The 14,119-nt window shown below is 45.3% G+C and carries 10 protein-coding genes; 9 read left to right on the forward strand and 1 reads right to left on the reverse strand.

Annotation, left to right across the window (positions count from 1 at the left end; all coding sequences use genetic code 11):
• Positions 1-230 precede the first annotated feature (230 nt).
• The 8 genes from secE to rpoC all read left to right on the forward strand — a co-directional run bounded on the left by secE (position 231) and on the right by rpoC (position 12,238).
• On the forward strand, positions 231-608 hold the full coding sequence (gene secE / locus ACTRWI_RS05500; RefSeq protein ID WP_004737071.1) for a preprotein translocase subunit SecE: 378 nt from the start codon (positions 231-233) through the stop codon (positions 606-608).
• 13 nt (positions 609-621) lie between these two features.
• Positions 622-1,170 carry a transcription termination/antitermination protein NusG gene (gene nusG / locus ACTRWI_RS05505; RefSeq protein WP_004737072.1) on the forward strand — a complete coding sequence of 183 codons (549 nt, stop codon included), beginning with the start codon at positions 622-624 and terminating at the stop codon, positions 1,168-1,170.
• A gap of 213 nt (positions 1,171-1,383) precedes the next feature.
• Positions 1,384-1,812 (forward strand): 50S ribosomal protein L11, encoded by a 429-nt coding sequence (gene rplK, locus ACTRWI_RS05510; protein WP_026084318.1) that lies wholly within the window; start codon positions 1,384-1,386, stop codon positions 1,810-1,812.
• A 4-nt stretch (positions 1,813-1,816) separates the two neighbouring features.
• Positions 1,817-2,521 carry a 50S ribosomal protein L1 gene (gene rplA / locus ACTRWI_RS05515; protein ID WP_004737074.1) on the forward strand — a complete coding sequence of 235 codons (705 nt, stop codon included), beginning with the start codon at positions 1,817-1,819 and terminating at the stop codon, positions 2,519-2,521.
• 238 nt (positions 2,522-2,759) lie between these two features.
• Positions 2,760-3,254: a 50S ribosomal protein L10 gene (rplJ, locus tag ACTRWI_RS05520; RefSeq protein WP_004737075.1), complete on the forward strand. Its 495-nt coding sequence runs from the start codon at positions 2,760-2,762 to the stop codon at positions 3,252-3,254.
• 57 nt (positions 3,255-3,311) lie between these two features.
• Positions 3,312-3,680 carry a 50S ribosomal protein L7/L12 gene (rplL, locus tag ACTRWI_RS05525; protein WP_063524626.1) on the forward strand — a complete coding sequence of 123 codons (369 nt, stop codon included), beginning with the start codon at positions 3,312-3,314 and terminating at the stop codon, positions 3,678-3,680.
• 234 nt (positions 3,681-3,914) lie between these two features.
• Positions 3,915-7,943, forward strand: coding sequence for a DNA-directed RNA polymerase subunit beta (gene rpoB / locus ACTRWI_RS05530; protein WP_499129808.1), 4,029 nt, complete (start codon positions 3,915-3,917; stop codon positions 7,941-7,943).
• Positions 7,944-8,035: 92 nt separating this feature from the next.
• Positions 8,036-12,238, forward strand: coding sequence for a DNA-directed RNA polymerase subunit beta' (gene rpoC / locus ACTRWI_RS05535; protein ID WP_499129809.1), 4,203 nt, complete (start codon positions 8,036-8,038; stop codon positions 12,236-12,238).
• A gap of 266 nt (positions 12,239-12,504) precedes the next feature.
• Here rpoC and rsd read toward each other — a convergent pair whose 3' ends face one another.
• Positions 12,505-12,996, reverse strand: coding sequence for a sigma D regulator (gene rsd / locus ACTRWI_RS05540; protein WP_499129810.1), 492 nt, complete (start codon positions 12,994-12,996; stop codon positions 12,505-12,507).
• 171 nt (positions 12,997-13,167) lie between these two features.
• Here rsd and nudC point away from each other — a divergent pair, with 171 nt between their 5' ends.
• The gene (gene nudC / locus ACTRWI_RS05545) at positions 13,168-13,977 is read left to right on the forward strand and encodes an NAD(+) diphosphatase (RefSeq protein WP_499129811.1); all 810 of its coding nucleotides are present in this window, start codon (positions 13,168-13,170) and stop codon (positions 13,975-13,977) included.
• The last annotated feature ends 142 nt before the right edge of the window (positions 13,978-14,119 follow it).

Raw genomic sequence — 14,119 nt, forward strand, 5'->3', positions numbered from 1 at the left:
TGCATAAGATTTGACGAACCACTAGTAAAAAGGGCATCATTTGATGCCCTTTTTCTGCGCTAAAAAAAGAGTTGAGCGAATTGGCATCAATTTCAGCTCTTAGTAAAGAACTAAACAGTCTTTTTGACTAAAATGACTGTTAGATGTGTTGTTCTGCAACGCAAAGGAATGTGCCCTGCAACAGCGGGGTTATTGTCGTCTATATTTAAGACTTATCACAGGTTGGTTTTATGAAAGCAAACGCTGAAACTCCTGATAGCTCAAGTGCAGCAGATACAATGAAGTGGGTAGTCGCTTTTGTACTGTTAGCCGCTGCTGTTGTGGGTAATTACCTGTATGGTGAATTGTCTGTTGTAATTCGCGCTGCAGGTGTAGTTGTGCTGATTGCTGCCGCACTAGGCGTTGCAGCAACAACAACTAAAGGTAAAGCTGCGATCGATTTTGCAAAAGAATCTCGTATGGAGATTCGTAAAGTGGTTTGGCCTACTCGCCAAGAAACTATGCAAACTACATTGATCGTTTTAGCTGTATGTATTGTTATGTCTCTAGTGCTTTGGGGAATTGACGGCATTATGGTCCGTTTAGTTTCTCTAGCGACTGGGGTGTAGAGGGTTCTGATTCATGAGTGAAGCTCCAAAAAAACGTTGGTATGTAGTTCAAGCCTTTTCTGGTTTTGAAGGTCGTGTTGCACAATCGCTACGCGAGCATATTAAAATGCACAACATGGAAGAACTATTTGGCGATGTGCTAGTACCTACTGAAGAAGTAGTAGAAATGCGTGCTGGACAACGTCGTAAAAGTGAACGTAAATTCTTCCCTGGCTACGTATTAGTTCAAATGATCATGAATGATGAATCATGGCACTTAGTACGCAGCATTCCGCGTGTTATGGGCTTCATTGGTGGTACCTCTGATCGTCCAGCACCAATCACTGATAAAGAGGCTGATGCTATCTTGAACCGTCTAGAGAAAGCGAGCGAAGCTCCACGTCCTAAGACGATGTTCGAAGCCGGTGAAGTGATTCGTGTTAACGATGGTCCATTTGCTGACTTCAACGGTACTGTTGAAGAAGTAGATTACGAGAAGAGTCGCATTAAGGTATCTGTATCGATCTTTGGTCGTGCAACACCGGTTGAGCTTGAATTTGGTCAGGTTGAAAAACTGGACTAAGACTCGATTAATTGAACTAAGTTGTGGATAACTTATTAGCAACTTGTTCAAAATAAAAGAGTATAAAAAATCACCTTTTTAGGGTTGTTAAAGGCGCGAATTATGATTATAATTCCGCGCCTTTTTGCTTTTTATGGAAGTAAAAAGCGTTAATTGAATTTATGGGGAGCTTGCCTTACGGCTAGCGCATGTACCCAAATATTAGGAAATATCATGGCTAAGAAAGTTGAAGCTTATATCAAACTGCAAGTTGCAGCTGGTATGGCAAACCCGTCGCCACCGGTTGGTCCTGCTCTAGGTCAACACGGTGTTAACATCATGGAATTCTGTAAAGCGTTCAACGCAAAAACAGAATCTGTTGAGAAAGGTCTACCGACTCCAGTAGTTATTACTGTATACAACGACCGTTCTTTCACGTTCGTAACTAAGACTCCACCTGCTGCTGTTCTTCTTAAGAAGGCTGCTGGCGTTAAGTCTGGTTCTGGTCGTCCAAACACTGAAAAAGTGGGTACTGTAACTGACGCTCAAATCCAAGAAATCGCAGAAACTAAAGCTGCTGATATGACTGGTGCTGACATCGAAGCAATGAAGCGTTCAATCGCTGGTACTGCTCGTTCAATGGGCCTAGTGGTAGAGGGTTAATAAGATGGCAAAACTTACTAAGCGTATGCGCGTAATCCGCGACAAAGTTGACGCGACTAAAGAATACGAAATCAACGAAGCTGTTGCACTTCTTAAAGAGCTAGCTACTGCTAAATTCGTTGAGTCTGTAGACGTTGCTGTTAACCTAGGCATCGATGCTCGTAAATCTGACCAAAACGTACGTGGCGCAACTGTGCTACCTCACGGTACTGGCCGTGAAATCCGCGTTGCTGTGTTCACTCAAGGTGCAAACGCAGAAGCAGCTAAAGAAGCTGGCGCAGATGTTGTTGGTATGGAAGATCTTGCTGAGCAAGTGAAGAAAGGCGAAATGAACTTCGACGTTGTTGTTGCTTCTCCAGATGCAATGCGTGTTGTTGGTCAACTAGGTACTATCCTAGGTCCACGCGGCCTTATGCCAAACCCTAAAGTTGGTACTGTAACTCCTAACGTTGCTGAAGCTGTTAAGAACGCTAAAGCTGGTCAGGTTCGTTACCGTAACGACAAGAACGGCATCATCCACACTACTATCGGCAAAGCATCTTTCGAAGCTAACCAGCTTCAAGAGAACCTAGAAGCTCTTCTAGTTGCTCTTAAGAAAGCTAAGCCTTCTTCAGCGAAAGGTACTTTCCTGAAGAAAGTAAGCATCTCTACTACTATGGGTGCTGGTGTTGCTGTTGATCAGGCTAGCCTGAACACTCAAGCAAACTAATTTGCTTAGGCGCAGATTTAGTGTATACTTCTGCGCCTAATATTTGTGGTTGGGTGATTTGAAGCAATTCAAATTATCTATCCCAAGACCGTAGGCGCTGTACTTTTCGGAGCTTCAGCTTAATAAAACCTACGTAGGCGGTGCCTAATTTAAATGAAGTGATTCATATTTATTAGCATCGTAAACGCTCATTACACAGTGTAATGGGTGCTGTAATCACAACCAGAGGTTAATCCAAATGGCTTTAAATCTTCAAGACAAAAAAGCAATTGTTGCTGAAGTCAACGAAGCAGCTAATGGTGCACTTTCTGCAGTTGTAGCTGATTCTCGTGGCGTTGAAGTTGGCGCAATGACTTCTCTACGTAAACAAGCTCGCGAAGCGGGTGTTTACATGAAAGTTGTTCGTAACACACTAGCACGCCGTGCGGTTCAGGGTACAGACTACGAGTGTCTAACTGACACTTTCACTGGTCCAACTCTGATCGCGTTCTCTAACGAGCACCCAGGTGCTGCAGCGCGTCTTTTCAAAGACTTCGCTAAAGAGAACAAAGATTTCGAGATCAAAGCTGCTGCATTTGAAGGCGCAGTTACTGATGCTGAAGTACTAGCGACACTACCAACTTACGACGAAGCTATCGCACGCCTAATGATGTGCATGAAAGAAGCTTCTGCTGGCAAGCTGGTTCGTACTATCGCTGCACTACGTGACCAAAAAGAAGAAGCAGCGGCTTAAGCCTTGCTTTTCACTGGTTGCAAATTAAACTTATTGTTGACTTAAAAGAGAATTGTTATGTCTATTACTAACGAGCAAATCCTAGACGCAGTTGCAGAAATGTCTGTAATGCAAGTTGTTGAGCTTATCGAAGCTATGGAAGAGAAATTCGGCGTATCAGCTGCTGCTGCAGTTGTAGCTGGTGGCGCTGCTGGCGGCGAAGCTGCTGCTGAGCAAACTGAATTCGACGTTATCCTAACTTCTGCTGGTTCTAACAAAGTACAAGTTATCAAAGCTGTACGTGGCGCAACTGGCCTAGGTCTTAAAGAAGCTAAAGGTCTTGTAGACTCAGCTCCAGCACCTCTAAAAGAAGGCGTTGACAAAGCTGAAGCTGAAGCTCTTAAAGCACAGCTAGAAGAAGCTGGCGCTTCTGTTGAAGTTAAGTAATTATTACTTAATTTCTTAGCCGTAAGGCTAATGGCTGGTGGTTATTTAACCACCGGCCTTTTTGCGCTGTAGGGCTATGACGAATTTTCCGCTGTTTAAGCGTCATAACCCGAGCAAAAAAACAGTCATGTTTTCGATATGATTGTTCACTACATTAAACAGCTGTTAGTCACTACCCCCTCCGAGGAGTGTGTTGGGTAGTTTGGGTCACTTATCAGCGAGCTGAGGAACCCCATGGTTTACTCTTATACCGAGAAAAAGCGCATCCGTAAGGACTTTGGTACTCGTCCACAAGTTTTGGACATTCCATACCTGTTATCGATCCAGCTTGATTCTTTCGATAAATTCATCGAACAGGATCCAGAAGGTCAATACGGTCTTGAGGCTGCTTTTCGTTCTGTATTCCCAATTCAGAGCTACAACGGCAATTCTGAGCTGCAATACGTTAGCTACCGTCTTGGTGAGCCAGTTTTTGATGTTAAAGAATGTCAAATCCGTGGTGTAACTTACTCAAAGCCACTACGCGTTAAACTACGTCTAGTTATCTTTGATCGAGATGCGCCAGCAGGTACTGTAAAAGACATTAAAGAACAAGAAGTCTACATGGGCGAAATTCCGCTTATGACAGACAATGGTACTTTCGTAATTAATGGTACCGAGAGGGTTATCGTATCCCAGCTGCACCGAAGCCCAGGCGTGTTCTTCGACAGTGATAAGGGTAAGACCCACTCATCTGGTAAAGTTCTTTATAACGCACGTGTAATTCCTTACCGTGGCTCATGGTTAGACTTTGAGTTCGATCCTAAGGATAACTTATTCGTACGTATCGACCGTCGTCGTAAGCTACCAGCTTCAATCATCCTTCGTGCACTAGGTAAGTCAACTGAAGAGATCCTAGATCTGTTCTTCGACAAGGTGAACTTCGAAGTGAAAGACCAAACTCTTCTTATGGAGTTGGTTCCTGATCGTCTACGTGGTGAAACTGCGTCATTCGACATCGAAGCAAACGGTAAAGTTTACGTTGAGACTGGTCGTCGTGTTACTGCTCGCCACATCCGTCAACTTGAGAAAGATGGCGTTGAGCACATCGAAGTACCTGTAGAGTACATCGTTGGTAAAGTTGCATCTAAAGATTACATCAACGAAGCAACTGGTGAGATCATCGTTGGCGCGAACCAAGAGATCAGCCTAGAGGCACTTGCTAACCTATCTCAAGCAGGCCACAAAGCTTTAGAAGTACTGTTCACGAATGACCTAGACCATGGTCCATTCATGTCAGACACTCTACGTGCGGATAGCACAGTAGATCGCATCTCTGCATTGGTAGAAATCTACCGCATGATGCGTCCTGGCGAGCCACCAACGAAAGAAGCTGCAGAATCTCTATTCGAAAGCCTATTCTTCTCAGAAGAACGCTACGACCTATCAACTGTAGGCCGTATGAAGTTCAACAGCTCTATCGAGCGTGAAGAAGAAGAAGAGCGCGGTACTCTGGATGAATCAGACATCATCGAAGTGATGAAGAAACTGATCGGCATCCGTAACGGTAAAGGCGAAGTGGATGATATCGACCACCTTGGCAACCGTCGTATCCGTTCTGTAGGTGAAATGGCAGAAAACCAATTCCGTGTTGGTCTAGTTCGTGTAGAACGTGCCGTTAAAGAGCGTCTAAGCCTTGGTGATCTTGATGCAATCATGCCTCAAGATCTAATCAACGCTAAGCCTATCTCTGCTGCAGTTAAAGAATTCTTTGGCTCTTCACAGCTTTCACAGTTCATGGACCAAAACAACCCATTGTCAGAAGTTACGCACAAGCGTCGTATCTCTGCTTTAGGTCCTGGTGGTCTTACTCGTGAGCGCGCAGGCTTCGAAGTACGTGACGTTCACGTAACTCACTACGGTCGTCTATGTCCGATCGAAACGCCTGAAGGTCCAAACATCGGTCTAATTAACTCACTATCTGCATTTGCACGTTGTAACGAATACGGTTTCCTAGAAACTCCGTACCGTCGTGTAGTAGATGGCGTAGTAACAGACGAAGTTGATTACCTGTCTGCAATCCAAGAAGGTCAATTTGTAATCGCGCAGGCGAACACCGTTCTTACTGAAGAAGGTACGTTCGCAGATGAGCTAATCACTGCTCGTCAAAAAGGTGAATCTGGTCTTCACCCACGCGACCACGTTGACTACATGGACGTTGCGACAAACCAAGTAGTATCTATCGCTGCATCGCTTATCCCGTTCCTAGAACACGATGATGCGAACCGTGCATTGATGGGTGCGAACATGCAACGTCAAGCGGTACCAACACTTAAGGCTGATAAGCCTCTAGTAGGTACTGGTATTGAACGTAACATCGCAGTTGACTCTGGTGTTACAGCGGTTGCTAAACGTGGCGGTATGATTCAGTCTGTTGACGCTTCTCGTATCGTAGTTAAGGTTAACGAAGATGAGCTAGTACCTGGCGAAGCTGGTATCGACATCTACAACCTAACTAAGTACACGCGTTCAAACCAGAACACATGTATCAACCAACGTCCTACAGTGCTACCGGGTGAACCTGTATCACGTGGCGACGTACTAGCTGACGGTCCTTCAACAGACCTTGGTGAGCTAGCACTTGGTCAAAACATGCGTATCGCGTTCATGCCTTGGAACGGTTACAACTTCGAAGACTCGATCTTAGTATCTGAGCGCGTAGTTCAAGAAGACCGTTTCACGACTATCCATATCCAAGAACTATCTTGTGTGGCTCGTGATACTAAGCTGGGCTCTGAAGAGATCACAGCTGATATTCCAAACGTAGGTGAGTCTGCTCTGTCTAAACTAGACGAGTCAGGTATCGTTTACATTGGTGCTGAAGTTAAGGGTGGCGACATCCTAGTTGGTAAAGTAACACCTAAAGGTGAAACTCAACTGACTCCTGAAGAGAAGCTACTACGTGCAATCTTCGGTGAGAAAGCATCTGATGTTAAAGATACTTCTCTACGTGTACCAAACTCTGTTTCGGGTACTATCATCGATGTACAAGTCTTCACTCGCGATGGCGTAGAGAAAGACAAGCGTGCACTTGAAATCGAACAGATGCAGCTTAAAGAAGCTAAGAAAGACCTAACTGAAGAGTTCCAAATTCTTGAGGGTGGCCTTCTTAACCGTGTTAAAGCTGTACTTCTGTCTGGTGGTTACTCTGAAGCTAAGCTTGATACGATCGGTCGTAAGCAATGGTTAGAACAAGTTCTAGAAGACGATGCGCTACAAACACAGCTTGAGCAACTTGCTGAGCAGTGGGATGAGCTAAAAGCAGACTTCGATAAGAAGTTTGAAACTAAGCGTCGTAAGATCACTCAAGGTGATGATCTAGCGCCTGGCGTTCTTAAGATTGTTAAAGTTTACCTAGCGGTTAAACGTCGTATCCAGCCTGGTGATAAGATGGCGGGTCGTCACGGTAACAAAGGTGTAATCTCTAAGATTAACCCTGTTGAAGACATGCCATACGATGAGAAAGGTCAGCCTGTAGACATCGTACTTAACCCACTGGGTGTACCATCGCGTATGAACATCGGTCAGATCCTAGAAGTACACTTAGGTCTGGCAGCGAAAGGTATAGGTGACAAGATCAACCAAATGGTTAAGGAACAGCAAGAACTTCATAAGTTCCGTGAGTTCCTACAGAAGGTTTATGATCTTGGTGATACTCGTCAGAAAGTTGATATTGCTGAACTGTCTGATGATCAAGTTCGTACACTGATCAAGAACCTACGTGGCGGTCTACCGATTGCTACTCCTGTGTTCGATGGTGCTTCTGAAACGTTAATCAAAGAACTACTTAAACTGGGCGATCTGCCAGAATCTGGTCAGCTTAAACTGTTTGATGGTCGTACTGGTGACTCGTTTGAGCGTCCTGTAACTGTTGGTTACATGTACATGCTGAAACTGAACCACCTTGTTGATGACAAGATGCACGCTCGTTCTACTGGTTCGTACAGCCTAGTAACTCAGCAACCACTTGGTGGTAAAGCTCAGTTCGGTGGTCAGCGTTTCGGTGAGATGGAAGTATGGGCACTAGAAGCATACGGTGCTGCTTACACGCTTCAAGAAATGCTAACAGTTAAGTCGGATGACGTTAACGGCCGTACTAAGATGTACAAGAACATCGTAGATGGCAACCACAGCATGGAACCTGGCATGCCAGAGTCGTTCAACGTACTGTTGAAAGAGATTCGCTCGCTAGGTATTAACATCGAGCTAGAAGACGAAGAGTAATCCCTTCTTTCTTTCTAGAGAAAAGTGATTATTTGGTTGAAGGTGCTCACTTTTGCGGGTGAGCCCCTTTTAACTCCTTACAGGAGCTGATTGTGAAAGACTTATTAAACTTTCTAAAAGCGCAGCATAAGACCGAAGAATTTGATGCAATCAAAATCGGTCTATCTTCACCAGACATGATCCGTTCATGGTCTTTCGGTGAAGTTAAAAAACCTGAAACGATCAACTATCGTACGTTCAAACCTGAACGCGATGGTCTGTTCTGTGCGCGTATTTTTGGTCCAGTTAAAGACTACGAATGTCTTTGTGGTAAATACAAGCGTCTGAAACACCGCGGTGTTATCTGTGAGAAGTGTGGCGTAGAAGTTACACAAACTAAAGTTCGTCGTGACCGTATGGGCCACATCGAGCTTGCTTCACCAGTTGCTCACATCTGGTTCCTAAAATCGCTACCGTCTCGTATCGGTCTACTAATGGATATCCCTCTACGTGATATCGAACGTGTTCTTTATTTCGAAATGTACGTAGTAACTGAACCAGGTATGACTGATCTAGAAAAATCTCAGATGCTTACTGAAGAAGAGTATCTAGATCGCCTAGAAGAGTGGGGTGATGAATTCACTGCTAAGATGGGTGCAGAAGCGATCAAAGATCTGCTTGCAACAATGGACCTTCATCAAGAAGTGGAAGAAATGCGCGAAGAGTTGGAAACAACTAACTCTGAAACTAAGCGTAAGAAGATCACTAAGCGCCTGAAGCTAGTTGAAGCGTTCATTGCATCGGGTAACGATCCGCAATGGATGATTCTGACTGTACTTCCGGTTCTTCCGCCAGATCTACGTCCTCTAGTACCTCTAGATGGCGGTCGTTTTGCGACTTCAGATCTGAACGACCTTTACCGTCGTGTGATCAACCGTAACAACCGTTTGAAGCGTCTTCTAGAGCTAGCTGCTCCGGACATCATCGTACGTAACGAAAAACGTATGCTGCAAGAGTCTGTTGATGCCCTTCTAGATAACGGTCGTCGCGGTCGTGCAATCACAGGTTCGAACAAGCGTCCTCTGAAATCTCTTGCTGATATGATCAAGGGTAAGCAAGGTCGTTTCCGTCAGAACCTTCTAGGTAAACGTGTAGACTACTCTGGCCGTTCTGTAATCACAGTAGGTCCATACCTTCGTCTACATCAGTGTGGTCTTCCTAAGAAGATGGCACTTGAGCTATTTAAGCCGTTTATTTACAGCAAGCTAGAGACTCGTGGCATGGCTACGACAATCAAAGCTGCTAAGAAGATGGTAGAGCGCGAAGAAGCTATCGTTTGGGATATCCTAGACGAAGTAATCCGCGAACACCCAGTACTACTCAACCGTGCACCTACACTTCACCGTCTAGGTATCCAAGCGTTTGAACCAGTACTAATCGAAGGTAAAGCGATTCAGCTTCACCCACTAGTGTGTGCGGCATACAACGCCGACTTCGATGGTGACCAAATGGCGGTACACGTGCCTCTAACTCTAGAAGCACAGCTTGAAGCACGTACTCTGATGATGTCGACAAACAACATTCTGTCGCCAGCGTCAGGTGATCCGATCATCGTACCTTCTCAGGACGTTGTATTGGGTCTTTACTACATGACTCGTGAAAAGATCAATGTGAAAGGCGAAGGTATGTACCTTGCTGGCCCTGAAGAGGCTGAGAAGGCATACCGTACTAAGACAGCTGAGCTACACGCTCGCGTTAAAGTTCGTATCACTGAGACCGTAGTAGACGAAGATGGTAACAGCACTACTGAAACGAAGCTGGTTGATACAACAGTTGGCCGTGCAATGCTATGGCAAATCGTTCCAGCTGGTCTACCGTTCAGCATCGTTAACCAAAAGCTAGGTAAGAAACAAATTTCTACCCTACTTAACGAAGCGTACCGTAAGCTTGGTCTTAAGGACACAGTAATATTCGCTGACCAAATCATGTACGCAGGTTTTGCATACGCTGCACTTTCAGGTGTTTCTGTAGGTATCGACGATATGGTTGTACCTCAAGCGAAATACGATGAAATTGAATCTGCTGAAGAAGAAGTTCGCGAAATCCAAGAGCAATTCCAATCTGGTCTTGTTACTGCGGGTGAGCGTTACAACAAAGTTATCGATATCTGGGCATCTACGAATGACCGCGTTGCGAAAGCGATGATGGATAACCTATCTTCTGAAACAGTTATCAACCGTGACGGCGAAGAAGAACAGCAAGAATCGTTCAACAGCATCTACATGATGGCCGACTCGGGCGCACGTGGTTCCGCAGCTCAGATTCGTCAGCTAGCAGGTATGCGTGGTCTGATGGCGCGTCCAGATGGTTCAATCATCGAAACGCCGATCACAGCGAACTTTAAAGAAGGTCTAAACGTCCTTCAGTACTTTATCTCAACGCACGGTGCTCGTAAGGGTCTTGCGGATACAGCACTGAAAACAGCGAACTCGGGTTACCTAACTCGTCGTCTAGTAGACGTTGCTCAAGACGTTGTAGTTCACGAACATGACTGTGGCACGCACGAAGGTATCGACATGATGCCTCACATCGAAGGTGGTGACGTTAAAGTTGCACTTTCTGAGCTTGCTCTAGGTCGTGTAGTAGCGGAAGACGTTCTTAAGCCTGGTACTGAAGATGTATTGATCCCACGTAACACTCTGATTGATGAGAAGTGGTGTCAGATCATGGAAGACAACTCTGTAGACCGTATGAAAGTGCGTTCTGTTGTTACCTGTGATGCAGACTTCGGTTGTTGTGCACAGTGTTACGGTCGTGACCTAGCACGTGGTCACCTAGTGAACCAAGGTGAAGCAGTTGGTGTTATCGCTGCACAATCTATCGGTGAGCCGGGTACACAGCTAACGATGCGTACGTTCCACATCGGTGGTGCGGCATCTACTGCAGCAGCAGAGAACAGCATCCAAGCTAAGACAACTGGTACTGTGAAACTTCACAACGCTAAGTTCGTAATCAACAAAGATAAGAAGCTAGTTATCACCTCTCGTGCATCTGAGATGACGATTGTTGATGAGTTCGGTCGCACCAAAGAGAAGCACAAACTTCCTTACGGTTCTGTACTGAGCAAAGCGGACAACGACGCAGTAGAAGCTGGCGAAGTTGTTGCTAACTGGGAAGCGCACACTATGCCAATCATCACAGAAGTGGCAGGTCGCATCCAGTTCGTTGATATGATCGACGGTGTAACTGTTTCTCGTCAAACGGATGATCTAACGGGTCTTTCTTCTTCTGAAGTTACAGACGCAGCGGCTCGTCCAGCAGCAGGTAAGGATATGCGTCCAGCTATCAAACTTGTTGACGAGCAAGGTAACGATGTAATGATCCCTGGTACTGAAATGCCAGCTCACTACTTCCTACCTGGTAAAGCGATTGTAAACATCGAAGATGGTGCTGAAGTTGGCATTGGTGACACACTATCTCGTATCCCTCAGAAATCTGGCGGTAACAAAGATATCACCGGTGGTCTACCACGCGTAGCAGACCTATTCGAAGCGCGTAAGCCTAAAGAGCCTGCGATCCTTGCTGAGCACACAGGTACTGTATCTTTTGGTAAAGAAACGAAAGGTAAGCGTCGTCTAGTAATCACTCGTGAAGGTGGTGACACTTACGAAGAGATGATTCCTAAGCATCGTCAATTGAACGTGTTCGAAGGTGAGAAGGTTGAACGTGGTGATGTAATCGCCGACGGTCCTGAAACTCCACACGATATCCTGCGTCTACGTGGTATCCACGCAGTAACTCAGTACATCGCGAACGAAGTTCAAGAAGTTTACCGCTTACAAGGCGTTAAGATTAACGATAAGCACATTGAGACTATCGTTCGTCAAATGCTACGTAAGTGTACAATCACACATTCTGGTGACTCTCAGTTCCTACCTGGCGAACAAGTTGAGTACCACAACGTGAAGATTGCTAACCGTAAGCTAGAAGCTGAAGGTAAAGAGCTAGTACGTTTCGAACGTGATCTACTAGGTATTACTAAAGCATCTCTTGCAACTGAGTCATTCATCTCAGCTGCATCGTTCCAAGAAACGACTCGCGTACTAACAGAAGCTGCGGTTTCTGGTAAGCGTGATGACCTTCGCGGTCTGAAAGAGAACGTAATTGTTGGTCGTCTGATCCCAGCTGGTACTGGTTTCGCATACCACCAAGAGCGTCAAGCTAAGCGTGAAGAAGAGCAGGAAGGTCCATCAGCTGAACAAGCTACTGATAACCTTGCAGCACTTCTAAATGCAGGTTTCTCTTCAGAAGAGTAATCTCTAAGAGATAACAAAAAGGCACCTTCGGGTGCCTTTTTTGTATCTGGCGTTTGGGTTATTGGTGTATGGTTTTAGGCGTACTTTTACAGATGCTAGCCGGTGAATCACAAGCATCGGTGGAAAGGCGATAATCAGGATGAGTCGTAGATACGGATTGGTGGTTTGCTGGTGGCACTTAGGCCTCAACAAAGTTGAGTGGGTAGGGGAGCTATAGGCAAAACAAAAAGCTTGCACAGAGGCAAGCTTCTTAAGAGTTCAGTTAACTAGGCGCCTGGTGGAATCGCTAAGCTGTCTGCAATGAGCTGGATAAGACTATCTTCTACTTCAAAACGTACTTCGAGTAGTTCACCTACTTTTGACATATCTCCTTCGAAGTTAGGCAACTCATCATTTGCATTTACTTTAACGTACTTATCATTGAACTCTAGAAGAGGCTCGGTAGTAAGTATGATCTTCGCGTAAGTTGCATCAATCTCGTCATTGGTTTTAAAGCCTGTTGCTTGCCATTTCTTCATGACCATATCGTAGATCTTAAAATGGCCTTCTGAGATATAATCGACAACATGATCGCAGAATGAGCTGATTTCTTTAGGAGAAGGGAGTTCAACAACGTTTGATTGCCCGTTGCTAGCTGGCTGCAAGGCACCTAGCTTGCAATATTCGACAATGAGAGCTTGTCGAGTTTCGAGCCAATGATCGATGACCTCGCTTGAGCCACCCCATTGTTCTTGTATTTGTTTAAATTTATTTAGCATGACCATGTCCTCATGATCTGATCACAACCTTGTGATCATTGAAATTGCCTAAGCAGGGTCCGTTTATCGATATCTACTAAAAGTAATAGCTTGAAATATTCTCTGCCACAACTCTAGTATGAAATTAGATTGCCAGTAAAATGAACGAACTGCAAGCAATGAGGCGTATGGATGTTAAAAAAAAGTGATAAGAAAATGGCTGAGCAAGCTTATTGGTGCGTTGTTTCCGGTAGTGATATTTGGGTTAATAATGACCAGTTCCCTTTCGGCTCTGCTGACGAGCTAGGGCTGAATGTAGAGCATGCAATCTGTATTGGTCTGCATCAAGGTCGCAACGTCTATTGGTTGAACGACTGTGACGTTGAGGCAGAGCTGACGATGGTCAACCTAAGAGAATTATTACACTGGCCTGAATCGAGTTTTCTTACTGCAAGTAAAGCTATCCAATATGGCCATATGACCCAGAGCATGCGTTTCTGCCCGCAGTGCGGTGGCCGTAATCACCTAAACCACAATCAAGTGGCAATGCAGTGTGGAGACTGTCGTACTCTGCATTACCCGCGTATTTTCCCATGCATTATTGTCGCTGTACGCAACGACAACAAGATATTACTCGCGCAGCACCCAAGACATAAAACGGGCATGTATACCGTTATAGCGGGCTTCTTAGAGGTTGGAGAGACCTTAGAACAGTGTGTTGCTCGTGAAGTGAAAGAGGAGACGGGGATTGATGTGAACAACATTCGCTATTTTAGCAGCCAACCTTGGGCATTCCCGTCGAGCATGATGATGGGCTTTCTTGCTGACTATGCTGGTGGTACGCTCAAACCTGATTATAGCGAGCTATCCGACGCGCAATGGTTTGATGTGACGACTCTGCCAGATGTGGCGCCTGTGGGCACCATTGCGAGGCAGCTGATAGAGAAAACGGTTAATGACGTGGTCAAAGCGGGCGCAACAGAACAAGAGTTGGAGCACTAAATCACCTGTCATAGTATTTTGCCTATGGGTGGTCAAAAGCTAAAAAAAACCCTCCACAAGTGGAGGGGGTAAGTAAGATGTCGTTATGAGATGCTGAGTAGTGACTACTCAGGTGTTATAATTGTAATTTTTGCTAGCGAGC

The sequence above is a fragment of the Pseudoalteromonas sp. G5_S1_14_S5 genome, from assembly GCF_054968605.1.